Origin of the sequence: Mesorhizobium sp. AR07 (genome assembly GCF_024746815.1) — a bacterium.
Taxonomy (GTDB): Bacteria; Pseudomonadota; Alphaproteobacteria; order Rhizobiales; family Rhizobiaceae; genus Mesorhizobium.
In genome coordinates this window covers 5,908,520-5,927,875 of the sequence record NZ_CP080525.1, presented here as the reverse complement: position 1 = coordinate 5,927,875, position 19,356 = coordinate 5,908,520, and the positions used below count along the sequence as shown (strand labels likewise).

At 60.4% G+C, this 19,356-nt stretch carries 15 protein-coding genes and 1 pseudogene; 4 read left to right on the top strand and 12 right to left on the bottom strand.

Annotated elements, in window-relative coordinates; genetic code table 11:
- Positions 1 to 264 precede the first annotated feature (264 nt).
- Entirely contained in the window at positions 265 to 1,947 is a 1,683-nt protein-coding gene (locus tag BPNPMPFG_RS29365) for an ABC transporter substrate-binding protein (protein WP_258592061.1), read from the bottom strand.
- A 20-nt stretch (positions 1,948 to 1,967) separates the two neighbouring features.
- Between BPNPMPFG_RS29365 and BPNPMPFG_RS29360 the strand changes: the two genes are divergently transcribed.
- Both BPNPMPFG_RS29360 and BPNPMPFG_RS29355 read left to right on the top strand, forming a co-directional pair.
- Complete coding sequence (locus BPNPMPFG_RS29360; RefSeq protein ID WP_258592060.1) at positions 1,968 to 3,872, top strand: alkyl/aryl-sulfatase; 1,905 nt, start codon at positions 1,968 to 1,970, stop codon at positions 3,870 to 3,872.
- Positions 3,854 to 4,516 (top strand): TetR/AcrR family transcriptional regulator, encoded by a 663-nt coding sequence (locus BPNPMPFG_RS29355; protein ID WP_258592059.1) that lies wholly within the window; start codon positions 3,854 to 3,856, stop codon positions 4,514 to 4,516. The genes BPNPMPFG_RS29360 and BPNPMPFG_RS29355 overlap by 19 nt, the downstream gene beginning before the upstream one ends.
- A 65-nt stretch (positions 4,517 to 4,581) precedes the next feature.
- Here the strand turns inward: BPNPMPFG_RS29355 and BPNPMPFG_RS29350 are convergent, their stop codons facing one another.
- Complete coding sequence (locus tag BPNPMPFG_RS29350) at positions 4,582 to 5,598, bottom strand: alcohol dehydrogenase catalytic domain-containing protein (protein WP_258592058.1); 1,017 nt, start codon at positions 5,596 to 5,598, stop codon at positions 4,582 to 4,584.
- 131 nt (positions 5,599 to 5,729) lie between these two features.
- Between BPNPMPFG_RS29350 and betI the strand changes: the two genes are divergently transcribed.
- Positions 5,730 to 6,362 (top strand): transcriptional regulator BetI, encoded by a 633-nt coding sequence (gene betI / locus BPNPMPFG_RS29345; RefSeq protein ID WP_258592057.1) that lies wholly within the window; start codon positions 5,730 to 5,732, stop codon positions 6,360 to 6,362.
- A gap of 270 nt (positions 6,363 to 6,632) precedes the next feature.
- On the opposite strand, the pseudogene BPNPMPFG_RS29340 reads toward betI, so the two are convergent.
- The 5 genes and pseudogenes from BPNPMPFG_RS29340 to BPNPMPFG_RS29320 form a co-directional block, all read right to left on the bottom strand.
- Positions 6,633 to 6,779: pseudogene (locus tag BPNPMPFG_RS29340) on the bottom strand (Arm DNA-binding domain-containing protein); the annotation flags it as partial.
- A 292-nt stretch (positions 6,780 to 7,071) separates the two neighbouring features.
- Positions 7,072 to 8,634 carry a glutamine-hydrolyzing GMP synthase gene (gene guaA / locus BPNPMPFG_RS29335; protein ID WP_258592056.1) on the bottom strand — a complete coding sequence of 521 codons (1,563 nt, stop codon included), beginning with the start codon at positions 8,632 to 8,634 and terminating at the stop codon, positions 7,072 to 7,074.
- Positions 8,635 to 8,689: 55 nt separating this feature from the next.
- On the bottom strand, positions 8,690 to 9,358 hold the full coding sequence (locus BPNPMPFG_RS29330; protein ID WP_258592055.1) for a 5'-methylthioadenosine/S-adenosylhomocysteine nucleosidase: 669 nt from the start codon (positions 9,356 to 9,358) through the stop codon (positions 8,690 to 8,692).
- A 138-nt stretch (positions 9,359 to 9,496) separates the two neighbouring features.
- Positions 9,497 to 9,955 (bottom strand): PaaI family thioesterase, encoded by a 459-nt coding sequence (locus tag BPNPMPFG_RS29325; protein ID WP_258592054.1) that lies wholly within the window; start codon positions 9,953 to 9,955, stop codon positions 9,497 to 9,499.
- A gap of 410 nt (positions 9,956 to 10,365) precedes the next feature.
- On the bottom strand, positions 10,366 to 11,655 hold the full coding sequence (locus tag BPNPMPFG_RS29320) for an RsmB/NOP family class I SAM-dependent RNA methyltransferase (RefSeq protein ID WP_258592053.1): 1,290 nt from the start codon (positions 11,653 to 11,655) through the stop codon (positions 10,366 to 10,368).
- Between the two features lie 426 nt (positions 11,656 to 12,081).
- On the opposite strand from BPNPMPFG_RS29320, the gene BPNPMPFG_RS29315 reads away from it, so the two are divergent.
- Positions 12,082 to 12,759, top strand: a complete 678-nt coding sequence (locus BPNPMPFG_RS29315; protein WP_258592052.1) for an MIP family channel protein — start codon at positions 12,082 to 12,084, stop codon at positions 12,757 to 12,759.
- A 178-nt stretch (positions 12,760 to 12,937) separates the two neighbouring features.
- On the opposite strand, the gene BPNPMPFG_RS29310 is transcribed toward BPNPMPFG_RS29315, so the two are convergent.
- From BPNPMPFG_RS29310 to BPNPMPFG_RS29290, 5 genes are all read right to left on the bottom strand, one after another.
- Positions 12,938 to 13,558 carry a hypothetical protein gene (locus BPNPMPFG_RS29310; RefSeq protein WP_258592051.1) on the bottom strand — a complete coding sequence of 207 codons (621 nt, stop codon included), beginning with the start codon at positions 13,556 to 13,558 and terminating at the stop codon, positions 12,938 to 12,940.
- Positions 13,489 to 15,033, bottom strand: a complete 1,545-nt coding sequence (locus tag BPNPMPFG_RS29305) for an AAA family ATPase (protein WP_258592050.1) — start codon at positions 15,031 to 15,033, stop codon at positions 13,489 to 13,491. The genes BPNPMPFG_RS29310 and BPNPMPFG_RS29305 overlap by 70 nt, the downstream gene beginning before the upstream one ends.
- Positions 15,034 to 15,368: 335 nt before the next feature.
- On the bottom strand, positions 15,369 to 17,141 hold the full coding sequence (locus tag BPNPMPFG_RS29300; RefSeq protein WP_258592049.1) for an AMP-binding protein: 1,773 nt from the start codon (positions 17,139 to 17,141) through the stop codon (positions 15,369 to 15,371).
- Between the two features lie 328 nt (positions 17,142 to 17,469).
- On the bottom strand, positions 17,470 to 18,168 hold the full coding sequence (hisG, locus tag BPNPMPFG_RS29295) for an ATP phosphoribosyltransferase (protein ID WP_258592048.1): 699 nt from the start codon (positions 18,166 to 18,168) through the stop codon (positions 17,470 to 17,472).
- On the bottom strand, positions 18,165 to 19,286 hold the full coding sequence (locus BPNPMPFG_RS29290) for an ATP phosphoribosyltransferase regulatory subunit (protein ID WP_258592047.1): 1,122 nt from the start codon (positions 19,284 to 19,286) through the stop codon (positions 18,165 to 18,167). The genes hisG and BPNPMPFG_RS29290 overlap by 4 nt, the downstream gene beginning before the upstream one ends.
- Between the last annotated feature and the right edge of the window lie 70 nt (positions 19,287 to 19,356).

Genomic DNA, 19,356 nt, shown 5'->3' with positions numbered 1-19,356 from the left:
CAGGGTGATCGAGCGAGATAGCGTCTTGGGGCTTTCACGGTTGTATACGGTGCCGACGGCACCACCACATGGAGGCATAGTGCTCCGCCCGAGCGCAGATGGTAGGCCCGGAGGGACCTCGCCTTTTCAACAAAAACAATCAGTTAGCGGGTGGTTAGCCCAGCCATATCCTTTGTATGTCCTCGTATTTGGTGGCGAACCGTCAAAGGGCTCAGACTAGTTAATCGGCGAACGCCCGCGTTCAGGAGGGCCGGGTCTGAGTACTCACCCGAACCACCACCGTTCACTGAATTTCTGTCCGTCCATGTCCCAGTTGGAAGCGATTTTGTCATGCTTGATCTTGTTGGATGTCGCAAACACATAGTCCGCGAACATCGGCACGACGGTACCGCCGTCGTTTGAGAGTATTTCCTGGGCGTCGAAATAGATCTGAGCGCGCTTCTTCGGGTCGAGCTCGGACCGTCCGGCGGTGACGAGTTCCACGAAACGCGGGTTTTTCCAATTGGTGTCGTTCCACGCTCCGTCCGGCAAATATGCCAGGGACAACATGGCATCGACGGTGGGCCGACCAGCCCAATAGCAGGCGCACCAGGGTTTCTTCGTCCACACGTTTGCCCAATAGCCATCATTTGGCACACGCTCGACGTCTATTTTGATGCCGCCTTTTGCAGCGGCTTGAGAATAGAGTTCGGCTGCGTCCACGGCTCCACTAAAAGCAGCATCCGCAGCCGAAAGCTGGACGTTCAGGCTGGTCAGGCCTGACTGTTTCAAATGCCATTTTGCCTTGTCGAGATCCTGCGTCCGTTGAGGCAGCCCAGCTGCATAGAAAGGCATTCCAGAACCGATTGGATGGTCGTTTCCTACCCTTCCATGTCCCTGGAGGATTGTCTTGACCATCTGTTCGCGTGGGCACGCCAGTTTCAGCGCCGTCCTGACGTGAGGATCGTCAAAAGGCGCCTTGTTGGTCAGCATCGGGAATGTGTAGTGTTGGTTTCCTGAGATCGACTTTACGCTCACGGCCGGGTTCTTCTCGAGGAAGCTTACCGTCTTGAATTCGCAGCGATCCATGACGTCGATGGTGCCGCTCATCATTGCCGCCGTTCGCGCCGTCGCATCGACGATTGCCGTCATTTCGATTGCGTCAAAATGAGCCCGGTCCGTCTTCCAGTAGTTTGCATTGCGTGTTAGCCGCGCCTGGATGCCGGGCTGCCATTTTTCCAGCTTGTAAGGGCCGCAGCCGATTCCGGTGTCGGCAACGATCGTGCCGTCCTTCGAAGGCAGGATCGGAATATGGTAGTCGGAGATGACATAGGGGAAGTCGGCATTCCCCGCATTCAACGAGAAAACGACCTTGTCGGGTCCGTCGATCTTGATGTCCTTGATCGGCTTCAGCAGCGCAAGCGCCGCCGACTTCGAGCCCTCGCGGCGGTGGTAGTTGACCGATGCGACCACGTCCTCGGCCGTTAGGGTCCGGCCATCATGGTAGACGATCCCCTTGCGGATCTTGAAAGTCCAGGTGGCGGCGTCCGGCGTCGACACCCAGCTTTCAGCCACCTCCCCTGTCAGTTCGCCGTCCGCGCTGATTTCCGCGAGGTGATTGTTGAGCATATAACCCAGAGCGATGGTGAAATTGTTGTCGTAGGTGCCGGGGTCGAGGCTGTCGGTGCTGGATCCATGCCCGACACCGAACCGCAGCGTGCCGCCACGCTTGGGCGTGGCGGCCCTGACCGTTGAAACCATGAGAACGGATGCGGCTGACAGTGCGGTCGCACCAACCGTCGCTGTAAGAAACTGCCGGCGTGAAAGGCCGCCCTGAACCTTGGTCATATTCCTTCTCCCCTTGAAATCCGACTTGCCGAGCTTTGACTTCCAAGCCATATTCATCGAATATGAATTCGAATTCAAGTATTTTGTTTCGAGTCGGAAACCGACCTGCCCTTTGGCCACATCAATCCAGGAATGAGCATATGCAAAGAGTGGAAATTGACGAAGCCGCGAAGGCACACGTGGCCGAACTGAACGTGGCAGCGGCAACAAGCAATGAATTCGACTGGGCGAATATGAAGGATTTCGAAGATGCGCGACGCGGCTTGCTGAGGGACCTGCCCGACCTTGTCATCCAGGACGAGGGCGGACGCATAGTTTGGGACAGTCGTCCCCATGATCTGATGCTTGCCGGGGAACGCCCCGATACCGTGCATCCGAGCCTTTGGCGTCTCGCTCAACTCAACAACATCCGGGGTCTTTTCGAAGTCGCGGACGGGGTGTGGCAGACCCGCGGTCACTCGCTGGCGAACATGACTTTTGTTGCTGGGAAAACCGGCTGGATCGTCATTGACCCGGCCAACACTGTCGAAACCGCGCGTGTCGGGCTCGAACTCGCGAACACGGTATTAGGGCCGCGTCCCGTTGTCGGCGTCGTCTATTCTCACACCCATTCGGATCATTGGGGCGGTGCAAAAGGCATCGACCCGGAGCCCAACGCCCGCGTGGTCGCGCCGGCCGGCTTCGAGGCGTTTGTGCTGGCGGAATCCTTGGTCGCCTCCGAGGGCCTCGCCCCCCGCAACAACTACATGTATGGCGAACATCTTGGTGTCGGGCCTTGCGGCCATGTCGATTGTGGGCTTGGCAAGGCGACCGAGGGCGGAAAGGTCAGCTACCTTCCGCCCACGGACCATATAGGTCGCGAAGGTGGGCGCTTGACCATAGATGGCGTGGAAATCGAATTCCAATACGCACCCGGCGAGGCGCCGGCGGGAATGCATATCTATCTGCCTGCGAGCCATGTCCTGCATGTTGCCGACAATTGCTACGCGTCGCTTCACAACGTCTACACGATCCGGGGATCGCTCAGCCGTGACGCGTCCCTTTGGAGCAACTCGGTCGATCGCGCACTGCAGTTTGGTGACGCCGAAATTGTGATCGGCGGCCATCATTGGCCACGGTGGGGGCGGAACAAAGTACGAGATTTCCTCACCCAACAGCGCGATGCCTTGAAATTCATGCATGACCAGGCCGCCCGGATGATGAAGCTGGGATATAGTGCTCACGAGATCGCCGGTATGGTGGAACTGCCTCCCAGCCTCGCCCGCCAATGGCACCTGCGTGGATACTACGGCACAGTATCCCAGAACGTGCGCGCGATAGTTCAGCACTATCTAGGCTGGTATGACGGCAACCCCGCTACGCTCAATTCGTTGCCGCCGCGAGAAGCTGCTGCAAAGATCATCGATTACATGGGCGGCATCCCGAATGTGCTCAAGCGCGCGCGGGACGATCTGGTCGCGGGCAATTTTCGATGGGTCGTCCAGATTCTCGATCACGTGCTGTGGTTGGACCCGGACTGTGCCGAGGCCCGTTCCCTTGCAGCGGTGGCCCATCGGACGCTCGGCCATACATGCGAAAATGCGACCTGGCGCAACGCCCATTTGTCGGCCGCAAGAGAACTGGCGGGGGATGTCCAGCAGATTGGAGCGATCCGTGACTCGGCCGATCTTTCCACGAGGATTCCCTTGCGAGCCCTGTTCGATTACCTGGCCATCCGCGTCATTGGTGCGAAAGCTGCTACGATGGATATATTGCTATCCTGGCAGGTGACCGATACCGAAGAAGAGTTCACGACACATCTGAACAACGGCGTTTTGAGCCTGGTAAATGGCGTAACAGCAGAGGCACAGGTGGCGTTGACCAGAGATACCCTCACATCGCTGATTTACGAGCAGGTGCATCCGACGAAGCTGCCCATGGCTATAACGGGAGATCGGGCGGCATTCGATGCCTTGTGGTCCGTGATGGAGACCTTCCCGGACAATTTCTCGATCGCTGGCCGTGCGTTCAAGATCGGAGAGCGAACATGCGCGCAGCCCGGGTGAACCGTGAGGGGCCATCCTTGCAAGGCATCGCTGGCGTTCATCCCAGCAAGCAGCCTCGAAGCCTCGCCAAGCGCAATGCGCTGATTGCGGCGGGCTTGCGGTTGCTCCGCACCAAAAGCTTCGATGAGATGACGATTGGGCACATCGCCGAGGAGGCGGGTTGCTCGGTGGGAACCTTCTATGCCCGTTTCGAGGACAAAGAGGCGTTCCTGATCCTGCTGCAAGAATATCTTTTCAGCGCACAGGTCGAGGACGCCCGGCAAAAATTCATGCCCGAGGCTTGGCACAAGATTGAGGCAGAGGATGCCATCGAAGCCGTTGTGCGCTTTGTCATAGAGACGTTTCGCGGTGACGCGGAGGGCGTGCTGCGCGCTGCCCTGGTCCATTCCGCCGCGAAGCCCGAAATCTGGGAGCCGGCACGCCGCACCGGGCGGGAACTTGTCGACATCATCGTATCCTTGCTGTCGCCAAAACTTGGCGGCGGCGCCGACGAGCAAATACGGCTCTCGCTTCAGATGTTGTATGGCGCGCTCATCAACATGATCCTGCACGAGCCAGGGCCGCTCAAGCTCAACGACCCCGCCTCACACAGCTCTCTGGTTGGTGTCGTGAAGGCTATTCTTCTCTACAGACATCCGGCTTGAGTGAACTCTCGGATCAAGGCCGAACGGGTCGCGGTGCGTCCTTGAATTTCCGTGGCGGAAAGCTGTTACTGCCGAAAATCAATGACGAACCGGCCCGCCGCGCGACCGTCGGCCAAGGCCTGTAGCGCCATGGTTGCATCGTTGAGTGTGATGGGCACAATCTCGTTGCGCAGAGGGCGGGCGGCATGGATTGCGACAGTCTGCTGCATTTCCGTGCGCGTTCCCACACTTGTTCCAGTGATGGTCACACCCGTGGCCGTCAGCCATTCCTGGTTTAGCGGAACGTTTTGCAAAACCATGGCGGCGGCCACAATGCGTCCGCGCGGCCTGATGGCGGAGATCATGGCTTTCCAGGTGGCGGCCGTTGGCGCGAAATTGATGCAGGCATGGGCGCGATGCTCCGCGTCAAACGCCTCGTCGAGCGTATCATCGGCGAGGAACGTCGCAGCCGCGCCCAACTCCCGGGCATGGCGAAGCTTTTCGGGATCGCGGTCGATGCCGATGACCCGGGCACCGGCCCGTACGGCGATCTGGACAGCATAGAGCCCAAGCCCACCGCAGCCGAAGATAGCGACGGTCTCGCCGATGCGGACGTTGGCGCGGCGTATGGCGCCAAATGCAGTGACGCCGGCGCACATGACCGGGGCGGTTTGCAGAGGGTCAAGCCCTTCCGGCAGACGCACCGCGAAGCGGGAATCGACGACGACGTGTTCTGCGAAGGCGCCTGGAACATTGAGGCCATGGGCCCGCTGTTTCTGGCAAAACGGCTCGGCACCGGAGATACATTCGTCGCAGATCTGGCAGGTGTCGTGAAGCCACGGCACGCCGATGGGTTCACCGATCTTCCAGTTGTCGACGCCTCCACCGAGTTCCACAACCCTGCCTACCCCCTCATGACCAAGAACAAACGGCTTCGGGTCATCGACAGGTCGAACATCGCCTTGCCAGATGTGGACATCCGTGTGGCAAACGCCGCAGGCCTGCAGACGGACCAGGATCTCTCCCGAACCTGGCTTTGGCACGGGCAGACAAGCCAATTGGAGCGGTTTCCCATGCGCAACCAGAACGGCCGCGTTCATCATGCTTGGGTTCATATCTTCTCCCATCGGCCTCTTGCTGATCTGGGCCAGCGCCCAAGCTACAAAGGTGCCATTTTTTATATATACAAGAAATTGTTAGAGCGTACGACTTTTTGTTGGACTACACATAGGGCATGGAATCTGCCCCGAGAACGAAAACCCGTATCGAAGATATCCGCCGCGTCGAACTGATCGAGGCGGCGCACCGCGTGTTCCTCAACGGCGGGCTGAATGGCCTGACAACAACAAGGATCTGTCAGGAAGCCGGCATGTCGCAGGGCATCCTGACCTACTACTTCAAGAACAAGGACGAGGTGCTCTTCGAAATGGTGCGTTATGCGAACCGGATCCTCATGGACAATGTGGTGATGCGGTTGCGGCAGGCGAAGACCAATTGGGAGCGCCTGATCGCCATAATAGAAGGCAATTTTCCTGAAGCGTCCTACAACGCAAACACCGCCAACGCCTGGGTGTCCTTCTATGCCGCCGCAGCGGCGAACGCCCGATATGCCATGCTTCAGCGGCTCTTCTATCGCAGATTGCGGTCGAACCTTTCCTCCGCACTCAACAGTGTTCTGACCCCAAATGGCGTTGATCGGTTCGCCCAGGGCTTTGCGGCGCTGATCGACGGGCTTTGGCTCAGGCGGGGTCACAGCGAAGATTTGACCGCTGCCGAAGCGATCTCGTTGCTGACGGAGTATGCAGAGCGAACGCTAGGTGCAAAAATTGTAAATAAACTTCGCAAACCAAGTGCGGAGCGCCTCTAAGGTCGGTTTGCCGCGCTCCGTCGCCCTTCGTATGTTCTCGTATTTGGTGGCGAACCCAGTGGCGAGGACTCCGAATGAGGTTGCCGACTCGAACGAAGGGCAAATTCGAGCAGATAAGCGCCTGCTGGAAGACGCCGCGCAGACCTTTGCACATTCCAACAACGCGTCTTCATGAGAGGGTTGGGATCGATTCCACCATCGGCGGTGGCACGATCTCTACCATATCAGGTTTGACGCTTACGCTGGGGAAAGGGCATTCCGGCGCTATGCGCTGTCGCGGCGTCCATTGAGCCTGTAATCCAGTCGAAACGAGATCGCGCCACTGGGCATGACGCGAACATACATGCCGTCACGGTCCGCAATTTTGAAGATTTTCTCTTTTGGTTTCAGCGCCTTAAGGGCGGCATCCGTCAACATGCCCGCTGCCTCCTGAAAAGTACCGTCAGTACAATTTTGAGGTCTCCCGGCAGGAAATCTCTTATACTTTCAATGCTTTAAGGCAAAAAAAGTACCGTCATGAGCCTCGTTGTTCGTGACGGTACTTTGAAAAATCGGAGCGGGCAATATGCCGGAGGTCCGTCAAGCGGTCCGCCACCGCCAATCTCTGCCCACCGATAGTTGCTGACTGTCCCTGAAATGATTTATTTTTATTTTCAATAGATTACAGAGAGCATCGGCCTAGTTTCGGCGGCGTTTGAGTGGGTCTGAATCATTCCCACTCGATCGTACCCGGCGGCTTCGAGGTGACGTCGTAGACGACGCGGTTGATGCCGCGTACCTCGTTGATGATGCGGGTAGCGGCCGCACCCAGGAACGCCATGTCGTAATGGTAGAAATCCGCCGTCATGCCGTCCACCGAGGTGACAGCGCGCAGCGCGCAGACGAACTCGTAGGTGCGGCCGTCGCCCATCACGCCAACCGTCTGCACTGGCAAAAGCACGGCGAAGGCCTGCCAGATGGCGTCGTAGAGGCCGGCCTTGCGGATCTCGTCGAGATAGATGGCGTCGGCCTCGCGCAGGATCTCCAGTTTTTCGCGCGTGATGCCGCCGGGGCAGCGGATGGCGAGACCGGGGCCGGGAAACGGATGCCGGCCGATGAAGCCTTCGGGCAGGCCGAGCTCCTTGCCGAGCGCCCTCACCTCGTCCTTGAACAGTTCGCGCAACGGCTCGACCAGCTGCATGTTCATGCGCGCGGGCAGGCCGCCGACATTGTGGTGCGACTTGATCGTCACCGACGGGCCGCCGGTGAAGGAGACGCTCTCGATGACGTCGGGATAGAGCGTGCCTTGCGCCAGGAAATCGGCACCGCCGAGCTTCTTCGCTTCTTCCTCGAACACCTCGATGAACAGCCGGCCGATGGTCTTGCGCTTCTTTTCCGGATCGGCCTCGCCTTCGAGCGCCGAGATGAACTTGTCCGCGGCATCGACCAGGATCAGCGGCAGATTGTAATGCTGGCGGAACATCGCCACCACGCCCGCCGCCTCGTCCTTACGCATTAGGCCGTGGTCGACAAGGATGCAGGTCAGCTGGTCGCCGACCGCTTCGTGGATCAGCAGCGCGGCGACCGAGGAATCGACGCCGCCTGACAGCGCGCAGATGACCTTGCCCTTGCCGACCTGCTTGCGGATGGCCTCGACCGCGTGCTCGCGGTAGGCGCGCATCGTCCAGTCGCCCTCGATGCCGGCGATGTTGTGGACGAAGTTGCGCAGCAGCCGGGCACCATCGGGGGTGTGCACCACCTCGGGGTGGAACATGATGCCGTACATCTTGCGCTCGATATTGCCGAAGATGGCGAAGGGCGAGCCTTCCGACTTGCCGAACACCTCGAAGCCCTTGGGCAGGGAGATGACCCGGTCGCCATGGCTCATCCACACCTGATGCCGCTGGCCGGGCGCCCACAGGCCCTCGAACAACGGATTGTCCTTCTCGATCTCGACGAAGGCGCGGCCGAATTCGCGATGGTCGGAGCTTTCGGCGACGCCGCCCATCTGCACGCACATGGCCATCTGGCCATAGCAGATGCCGAGCACCGGCACGCCGGCGTCGAAGACGATCTGCGGCGCGCGCGGGCTGCCGATATCCGACGTCGAGGCCGGCCCGCCGGACAGGATCACGGCTTTCGGGTTGATGCGTTTGAACGCCGCTTCGGCCGACTGGAACGGCACGATCTCGGAAAACACGCCGGCCTCACGGATGCGGCGGGCGATGAGCTGCGTAAACTGGCTGCCGAAATCGACAATCAGGACGGTGTCGGGATGATTGGCTGTTTTCATGGCGAGCGTTTAGAGAAAGAAACGAGTCGGCGCAATGGGTTGGAAGACGTGTCTTTCAAACCGGCCTTGCGTCTTCTTGCGCTGACTGAGCCCGAAGCGCGCCCGATCCGATCGCCTGTTCGAGCCGCATGACGGCGTCAGCCAGTTTTTCGTCGATGACGTGCAGATACTCGGTCCAGTCGCCGACGTGCCGCAGGTCCGCCGCGCCGTCGGAAATGCCACGCAGCCCGACCAGTGGAATATCGAACAGCTGGCAGGCGCGCAGGCAAGCGAAGGTCTCCATGTCGACCATGTCGGCGGCGATCGCATCATAGGCAGCGCCGGTGATGATCGCGCCGCCGGTCGACAGCGTCGCCTCCTTGATTTCAGGAATCCGCAAAGGCAGCGGCACGGTCACCGGCAGGTCGAGGAAGGGCGTTGCGCCCTTTTCGAAGCCGAGCGGCGAGGCGTCGATGTCGCGGTAGCCGACCGAGACGGCCTGGTAGATCTCCGTCTGCTCTAGTGTCCGGCTGCCGGCCGAGCCGAGCGACACGACGAGGTCCGGCAGGGCCTTTTGCGACTTCATCAGGGACAATTGGGCGCCAAGCCTGACGCCGGCCTCGACCGGCCCAACGCCGGTCATGAAAGGTGCGAACAATCGCTTCAGGTGCGGGCCGTATTCGGCTTGCGCCGCCATGACGAAGAGAACGTCTTTGCCTGAGAGGCGAGACACTTTGCCGGTCACGATTTACTCCTCCCTGCCTTGTTACCTGCTTATCTGCGCCGCCGCTCGCCGGGACCCGCTGCCTGCGGCAGCTCCTGGCGTTCGTGGCCTTTCATCGTGCCACCGGCACGATGAATTCGCCTGCGGCGAACCGGCCACTCACCCCTCAATCCCATCACGCCCGACCACGGTCATCATCGTTCCGGTCATGGTGGCGATCAGCTTGGCCTCGCCGTCGGCGGCGAAGGCATAGGCCTGGCCGTCGGCGACGATGATGGTGCGGCCGGGCTTGGTCACCGAGCCGCGAAACAGGAAGCGCTCGCCCCTGCCCGGCGCCAGCAGGTTGACCTTGAACTCGATGGTCAGCACGCCGGAGTTTTCCGGCATCAGCGAGAAGGCGGCATAGCCGCAGGCCGAGTCCAGCGCAGTCGAAATGACGCCGGCATGCAAAAAGCCATGCTGCTGGGTCAGTGCCGCCGAATAGGGCATCTCGATCTCGATGATGCCGGGCGTCACCAGCTTCAGCTCGGCGCCGATCGTGGCCATCGCCTTCTGGCGCGCGAAGGAGGTCCTGACGCGATCCTCATAGTCCGGGGCGGGTACGATCTTTGCTGCCATGGCCGCTGCCTTCCTTTATGCGGATAAGCTTATTGCAGAGGCATGGGCGACAGGCAAATGCTTTTGCTGCACTGCAACATCAGGCACACCCGCAGGCGCGGGGCAATCGGATATTGGACGCCAAGGCTTTCGCCCTACGAGTACCCCCACCCCTAACCCCTCCCCACAAGGGGGAGGGAGACTCTCGTAGACGCCGATACCGGCTAACTACCGAAGTTCGACGCCGAGTATGATGGATAGGCGCGCGGCAGCTTCCCTCCCCCTTGTGGGGGTCCGAAGGACGGGCGAGACCCGTGGCTCGCCCCGGCAAGTTAGGGTGGGGGTCCTTCTTCGCAAGAATCCATATGCGATTGCCCTGTCCTTGCGGGGAGACCACGCATCCGCCGGGGATTGGCGATATCCGGTGGGGTTCAGGCCGACCTGCGCATGGCGCAGAAGTAAAACCCGTCGGTGCCGCTCAGTGCCGGCGACAGGGAGATATCGCCTGCCGGGCCGATGCGCGCGGCCGCCGCATGGCCGGGAAAACGGCTGTCCCAGAGCGCGCGGTGATCGACCGGAACGAAGCCGCTGTCGCGGTCGCGGAAGGCCGCGACCTGTTCGCCATTCTCCTCGGAGAAGACCGAGCAGGTGATGTAGACCAGCAGTCCGCCTGGCTTGACGTAGGTTTTGGCGGCATCGAGGATCGCCGACTGCTCGCCCTTGCGGGCGTCGAGCTGTCTCTGCGTCAGCCGCCATTTGGCATCGGGACGGCGCCGCCAGGTGCCGCTGCCGGTGCAGGGCGCGTCGACCAGAACGATGTCCATGTGGCCCGCCAGCGGGGCAAGTTCGGCCGGCTTGGCGACGACCTGCACGTTGCGGTTTTCCGAACGGCGGATGCGGTCGAAGATCGGCGCCAGCCTCGCCTTCTCGGCATCATGGGCAAAGACCTGGCCTGTATTGCCCATCGCGGCCGACAGCGCCAGCGTCTTGCCGCCGGCGCCGGCGCAGAAGTCGAGCACCTGCATGCCGGCCTCGGCCCCGGCAAGGGCGGCCGCCACTTGCGAGCCTTCGTCCTGGACCTCGAACCAGCCTTTCTGGAAGGCCGGCTCGGCCTGTACGTTCGGGTGCCTGCCGTCGCCGTCGATCGGCGGGATGCGGATGCCATGCGGCGCGAGGGCGGCAGGTTTCGCGCCGGTTCCCGTCAGTTCGGCCAGCACCTTGTCGCGGTTGGCCTGCAAGGTGTTGACCCTGAGGTCGAGCGGCGGCCGCGTCGCCAGCGCCGCGCCCTCTACGGCCCAATCAGCGCCGAAAGCCTGCTCGAAAAGCGGGGCGCACCAATCCGGAACATCCGCCCGAACCGCCGCTGGCGCATCGGCAAGCCTGCGCTCGGCAATCGCCTGAAGCTCGGGGGCAGTCAGCAGCGGCGGCGCGAACTTGTCGCCGTCGAGTGCATCGTTGAGCGACTGCGCCGTCTGGCCCCATTCGAGCAGCAGCGCACCGAAGCCGATGGCGCGCGGCGTGTCCTCGCCCAGCAGCCAGCCGGCGGAACGCTTGCGGCGCAAGGCGTCATAGACGATGTTGCCGATCGCCGCGCGGTCGCCGCCGCCGGCGAAGCGGTGCGACAGGCCCCAATCCTTCAGCGCATCGGCCACCGGCCGGTGACGCCGGCCGATGTCCTCCAGCACTTCGATGGCCGCAGCCAGCCGTCCGCCCAGTCGCATTCGTCATTCCATCAAATCGAAAACATGATCTCTGGGGCTGCTCTTAGAGCAATTCCAGGAAAAGTGTGAAACGGTTTTCCGTTCGGAATTGCGTCAGAAGAAAGAGAGGGAGCGGTTCTGCGTTTCCATGAAACGATGAACCGCTCTTAGAGCCTTTCACGTCTGGATTGAACCCCGCTTCCGTCTCATGGCGACGAGGTGATCCTGACCGAGGTTGGCGAATCCGCCCAAGCAGTAAATGTCCGTAGCCGGCAACAGCAGATCGATCAATAGATGACAGGTCTCTAATGTTCGCAACTGGCGACTACAAGCACCGCATGTGGCGCAACCGCTTTGCTTTCCAAGTTTTTCGGTTGGGAATACTCTTGCCCCCATGATTCGCGGCGCGGAAAACGCGGACCGGCGGATCGATACGAGGAGAGGGCAATGAAAACTTATCTTGCGGAAGTTCTAGGCACATTTCTGTTGGTGTTCATCGGCACGGCGTCGGTGGTGACGGGCGGCTTCGGCGGCGCGCTGCCGCTCGGCCAGGAAGGCATCGGTCTGGCGTTCGGCATCGGCCTCATCGCGGCCGCCTATGCGATCGGTCCGATCTCGGGCGCGCATCTTAATCCGGCGGTCACGCTCGGCGTCTTCCTCGCCGGCCGGCTGCCGGCCAAGGACGTCATCCCCTACTGGATCGCGCAGATCATCGGCGCCATCCTCGCTTCGCTGGCGCTGTGGATCATCGTCTCCGGCCAGACGGGCGGACACACAGGCGGCTTCGGCGCCAATGGCTGGGACGTGGCGAAATGGGGTGTCAGCTCGGCGTTCCTGTGGGAACTGATCGGCACCTTCACCTTCGTCACCGTGATCCTCGGCGTCACCGCTGAAAAGCACTCGACGGCGTTCGCCGGCCTGGTCATCGGCCTGACGCTGGCCGGACTGCACTTCGCCATCATCCCGGTCACCGGCACGTCGCTCAACCCGGCCCGCTCGATCGGCCCGGCGCTGTTTTCCGGCAGTGCCGCGATCGGACAGCTGTGGCTGTTCATCGTCGCGCCATTGATCGGCGGCGCTATTGCGGGTGTGGTTGCCAAGGCGCGAGTGTTCGAGAAGGACTGAGGATTGGAAGGTTGAAGATGAGAAAGGCGCGGGCCGTGGTCCGCGCCTGAGGTGATTGGGGCAATGGACCCATCAAGGTCTGCTAATGACCCAAAGACAATCTAACTAGGCTGAATCTTGGATGACAGCTTTACGCCTCAAATCAGTCGCCACATGTATTCTAATTGAGGATAAGCAATTAATTAGCGGCAACCTTGTCAATGATTTCTTTCATCCCAACTGGTTTGAAACCGACTTCCACCATCCGCCCGACAATTAAATTCCTAAAAATCTCATAACCTATGGCGATCTGTTGCGATGAAACATACTGCTTAAGTATGTCACGACCGGGCAGCTTTTTTATCCAAGTCCCGTCCGCAAAACTGGCTTCAATTTCTACCCGAAGCGCTTGCTCGGCTACCAACAACGAGGGCTCAGAGAGGCCTGTGGCTATCTCTGCTTGCATGCGCGTCATCGATCTTGAGATTGCCTCGTGAAGGTCGTGTGCAACGGTTAGCGTGCTTGGCGAAAAACCGAGATTTATCGCTCTAACCAATTTGGAATTAGTTGAAGACCTGATTCGGTGAATCAGCACTGAAGGAACAACGTTGCGGGCAGCTGCTTCTAGCGCGCTCCGAACAGAGTTGGAATCGTCGCTCCGGCTTGGATCGATAGTTCTAACAACATGTGCGATGAGTTCTGGCTCAAGAAGATAGTTTTCAATGTGATACACATCCCAAACGTGGCGGTTTACCGCTTGACTGTCTTCAACCGGTTCCTCGGTATCGCCGTCGACAATCGCATAGAACTTTGTCGGCACGGCACCGCTCGCGTGCGCCCGCTCAAGCACCTCGTGCAGCAGTTAACGCGTATTTTGTTTGTCCCCGATATCAGATTAATACCCCGGAGTTCCTCGCTAAATAACGATCCGGCGAGCGTTTTGTCGAAATCTGAATCCCCGCCACCTTCAAAAATGAGACCTTTGCCTCCAGGGCGATAAGCTGCCAAGTCACCGACTAGGTCTGCCAGAACGGCGTCAAGGTCGCCCGATACCGTTAAAGGCCTCAATTGAGACACATCCGCGCCGTCCGACCCGCAGGGCAGCATATGGAAAACGTTAAACCCAGGTTTGCCGATTGCCTCACGAATTAAGGCATCCGAATGCGTCACTAGCCAAATTTGATTTTGAAGTGCTTCGCCCAAGTGCTTTCGGTAGAATTCTGGTAGTCCTCGGATAAGTCTTGGGTTGAGGTGCAGTTCCGGCTCGTCCAACAATATAATCGAATCACGTGGCGCTGAGCTTCTTATGCGAAGATAGCCATACAATATCTCTTTCTCTCCAGAACTTAGCTCATCCAAATCATGTTGCGTACCGGATTGCGTGATTACCGGAAAGGATAGACTGCCATCAGTCGTGGGACAGGGACCGAGAAACTTCTTGTCCGGAAAAAATGCTTCAAAAAGCTCTATCAAAGTCGCAGTCAACGGTTGCGGCGCGTTATCCCCTGTAGGCCCGGCCTTCTCCGCTAGAATCTCCTTGATAAAATTTCCAGCCATCTCACTTTTAACATTGTTATACTTATTGTTGTAGTTATACAATGTGCTTTGACTATACGTCTGGTTCGCTTGTTCGAGATTTAGATTAATGCCTTGCACATTCTCGCGTCCGTAGTGCCGCTGGGCGCCATGAAAATCGATGACGCCGATCTGGCGAGGACGGTAGTTGCTAAACACAACCGATAGGAGGCGCGATTCCGAAATCGCTATGCGTCCGTCCGGTTGTATCTCGATGGCACCGACGATCGTTGGTTTTGCTAATTCTTCTAGGAGAAGCGGTAACTCTGCCTGTACGCGCGCGGTTACCTCAGGCTGACGCTCTCTAAACTGAATAGAGAACAGAGCCTTATGATAGCCACCAAACTGAAACGCTTCCGGTAAAACACTTTGCCATATAGTCTCTTCTAGAAGTTCTACAGCGTTAGGATTGATATATATTTTCTCGTTCTCCCGTAATCTAAAATGACACTCTATATGACAAGGCATCGCTTCATTGTTGAACAATCCTTTCAGGTTTTTCGATCCGCCAGTTAGTTGTATTTGGAATTCACCGAAAAATTGCTGCCATTCATTCTGCTGATATCCACCGTATGTCGACTTTAGAAGGCGGATAGCGTCAAAAATGCACGATTTGCCCGATCCATTTTGCCCGGCAATTATAATTGTGTCACCAAGCTCACGCGCCTCGCTTTTCACGATGCCTCGAAAGTTCGTAATGAGGATGCTTTCTATCTTCATGCTTAATCTCGACTCGATATCCTGCACAGTATCGTTCCTGTACAGTATCGTAGTGTGTACCGCCATCTAGCAAGTCCTTTCGACCTGAGGGGGCAAACACTGAATGTATAAAGCCGTCCTGGGCGCAAGCGGACACGAATGCCAGAATTGGGCGGGAATCCTAGACTAGCGCAAGTGCGCGACGGGTCGATTGCTGGCCTTCACGGAATAATTTCCAACGTCAGCTATCATAGCCTGAAACCTGCCGGTCCGCTTCCGGCCCGATTGGGACGTTCATTGCCTCGTCGCCATGCTCCGGCAGTTGGCGCAAAGCAGCCCAACCGGGGCGCCAGCCCTCAAGCCGTCCTCTGCGTCACCAGCCCCAACTCCTCGACCATCGCATTGCGCATCAAGAACTTCTGCGGCTTGCCGGTCACCGTCATTGGCAAATCGCTGCGGAAACGGATGTAGCGCGGGATTTTGTAGTGGGCGATCTGGCCGGCGCAGAAGGCCTTGATCTCCTGCTCGGTGACGATCTGACCCGGCTTGAGCACGATCCAGGCGCACAGCTCCTCGCCATATTTGGCGTCGGGGATGCCGAACACCTGCACCTCCTTCACCTTGGGATGGCGGTACAGAAATTCCTCGACCTCGCGCGGGTAGACGTTCTCGCCGCCGCGGATGACCATGTCCTTGACGCGGCCGACGATGTTGCAATAGCCCTCGGCGTCGATGGTGGCGAGGTCGCCGGTGTGCATCCAGCCGTCGGTGTCGATCGCCTCGCGGGTCTTGTCGTCGTCGTCCCAATAGCCCTTCATCACGGAATAACCGCGCGTGCACAGTTCGCCCGGTGCGCCGACCGCGACGGTGGCGCCATCCGTATCGATCGCCTTGACCTCGACATGCGGGTGGATGCGGCCGACCGTCGAGACGCGCTTTTCCAAGGGGTCGTCGACGCCGCTCTGGAACGACACCGGGCTGGTCTCGGTCATGCCGTAGGCGATGGTCACTTGCGCCATATGCATCAGCGACACCACCTTCTTCATCACCTCGATCGGGCATGGCGAGCCGGCCATGATGCCGGTGCGCAGGCTGGAGAGATCGAAGGACGGGAAATCCGGATGATCGAGGAGTGCTACGAACATGGTCGGCACGCCGTAGAGCCCGGTGCAGCGTTCCTGAGCCACCGCTTTCAGCGTGGCGCCGGCATCGAACCCCTCGCCCGGGAAAACCATGGTCGCGCCCTTCGACACGCAGCCCATCGTGCCCATCGACATGCCGAAGCAATGATAGAGCGGCACCGGGATGCAGAGCCGGTCGTCGACGGTCAGCTTGATCGCCGAGGTGACGAAATTGCCGTTGTTGACGATGTTGGTGTGGGTCAGCGTCGCGCCCTTGGGCGCCCCTGTCGTGCCCGAGGTGAACTGGATGTTGATGGCATCGCCGGGCTTCAGCCCCTGCGAGATGTGGTCGAGGCTGTCATGCTCGTCGCGCCCGGCCATGGCCAGCACGTCACCGAAATTGAACATGCCGGGCGAGTTCTCGTCGCCCATGCGGATGACGATCCTCAGTGCTGGCAGCTTCTTCGCCTTGAGCTTGCCGGGCGTGGCGGTGGCGATTTCCGGCGCCAGCGTCTCGATCATGCCGAGATAGTCGGAGGTCTTGAATTTGGCTGCGGTGACCAGCGCCTTGCAGCCGACCTTGTTCAAGGCATAGTCCAGCTCGGTCAGCCGGTAGGCGGGGTTGATGTTGACCAGGATCAGGCCGATGCGGGCGGTGGCGAATTGCGTCACCAGCCATTCCCAGCGGTTGGGCGACCAGATGCCGACGCGATCGCCCTTTTCCAGGCCGAGCGCCAGGAAGCCGGCGGCCAGCGCATCCACCGTGTCCGACAGTTCGCTCCAGGTGAAGCGCTTGTCCTGGTCGACGAAGATGGCGGCATCAAGCGTGCCATATTTGCCGACCGTGTCGGAAAACAGCGCCGGAATGGTCTTGTTGAGCAGCGGCACGGTGCGCTCGCCCGAGACATGCGCCCGGCCATCGACGGGGGCCACGAAAACACCGCCATCGCGCGATCCACGCCCGCGCAGATTGGTGGCATTCTTCAGCTCGTCGAGATTGATCGGCATCGCTGTCTCCTCCCAGGATTGGCCTGAACGTATCAGCCTGAGGGGATGGTGAAAATCCCGCCGATGGTACGATCCCTGCCCCTTGTGGGGAGGCAATCGCATATGGGAAGCCGAGGCTTTCGCTCTACGAACACCCCCACCCCTAACCCCTCCCCACAAGGGGGAGGGAGACTTCCGTAGGCGCCGATCTCGGCAAATTGTCGAGGTTTCAACGCCAAAGATGAAGAGCGCGGCAGCGTTCCCTCCCCCTTGTGGGAGGGTTAGGGTGAGGGTCCATCTTCGCAAGAATCCGTATGCGATAGCCCTGCCCCTCGCGGGGGCTGGATCGCTATCCGACCGCCGCTGCCATCTTCGCGGCTATGTCGCGCAGAAGCGCCTCATCGGCCGCCGCACGCGTCTTCCTTGACGCCACCAGACAGGCCTGCGAGCGCAGAACGAGGCCGTCGCCGAGCACCTTGAGATGATTGGCGCGCAGCGTCGATCCAGTGGTGGTGATGTCGACGATGACATCGGCCAGCCCGGCAGCCGGCGCGCCTTCGGTGGCGCCGAGGCTCTCGACGATGCGATAGACCTGGATGCCGTGTTTCTGCGAGAAGAATTGCTGGGTCAGCCGCCAGTATTTGGTGGCGATCCTGAGCCGCCGGCCATGGCGCTGGCGGAAATCGGCGGCGACGTCGTCGAGATCGGCCATGGTGTCGACGTCGAGCCAGATGTCCGGCACGGCAACCACGACATCGGCGTTGCCGAAGCCGAGACGGGCGACGATTTCGGCGCGCGCCTCCCAGTCGGCGAGGTTCTCGCGCACCAGATCCTCGCCGGTGATGCCGAGATCGACCGCGCCCTGGCCGATCTCGCCCGATATTTCGGAAGCCGACAGGAACGCCACTTCGATGCCTTCCGCGCCTTCGATGCGGGCGCGATAGGAGCGCTCGTCGCCGGGCAGGCTGACGGCGAGCCCGGCCTTGGCCAGCACCTCCAGCGCCTGTTCCTTGAGCCGGCCTTTCGACGGGATCGCCAGCGTGATCATGGTGCCGTCTCCCGCAACGCCTCGATGCGGTCGAGCCAGACTGAAAAGCCGACGCCGGGGATCGGCGTTTTGGCGCCAAGCAGCGTCAGCAGCCGGTCATAACGGCCGCCACCGACCAGCGGCCGGTCGCCATCCTGCGCCGCGATCTCGAAGACCAGGCCTGTGTAATAGTCGAGCGGGCGGCCAAAGGCGGCATCGTAGCGGATTCTTGCCGCCGGCAGGCCGTGCGCCTCGATCGCCCTGGCGCGGGCGGCGAATTTCTCCAGCGCGGTATCAAGCGAAAGCCCGGCGCCGGCGGCGAAGGTCTCCAGGGCCTGGGCTGCGCCATCAAGCGGCACGTCGATCGCCAGAAAAGTCTTCAGCGCGGCAAAAGCCTCGTTCGACAGCCGCACGCTGCGCAATTCGGCCTTCTCGATCAGCCGCCGCGCAATGTCGGCCGGCGCGCGCCCGGAGGAGGCCGACAGGCCGGCCTCCTCCATGCCACTGGTGATGTGCGCGGAAAGACCTTCAAGGTCGCCGTCGAGCACTAGGGCTGCGACCGGACCGGAGAGCTGGCCGTTGCGCGGCGGGTTGGCGAGATCGGCAAGTGCCGCCTGCAGCATCGGCGCCGAGCCGAAGGCACGGGCAAGGCGCATGCGCCAGCCGCGCGGCAGCCCAAGGGCTGCCAGCACCGCCTCGAAAATGGTCTGGTCGCCGAGCGTGATCGCCAGCGCCTGGCCGGGCAGCACCAAGGCGAGCAGCGCGTGCGCATCGGCAAGCGAGCGGGCATCGGCTTGCGCGGTGTCGCGATCGCCGAGATCCTCGATGCCGGCCTGGAAGAACTCGTTACCGCCTTCGCGGCGCTGGCGAAACACTTCGCCCAGATAGGAATAACGGCGCGGCGTGCCGGCCTGCGAACTTATGTGGTCGAGACAGACCGGAATGGTGAATTCCGGCCGCAGGCACAGCGCCTGCCCGGTCTCGCTTTCGGTGAGGAAAATACGGCGACGCAGATCCTCGCCCGCCATGTCGAGGAACGGGTCGGCCGGCTGCAGCACGGCGACCTCGACCGCATGCGTGTTGCGCGTGGCGAAGAGGTTTGTGATGTCGGCTGATATGGCGGGGTAGCGGGAGGTCAATTTGCCGACCTCGATGCTCTACGACCCTCTGGTTTGGGACCAGCGGGTTAGACCGAAGGTCGGTGCTCCA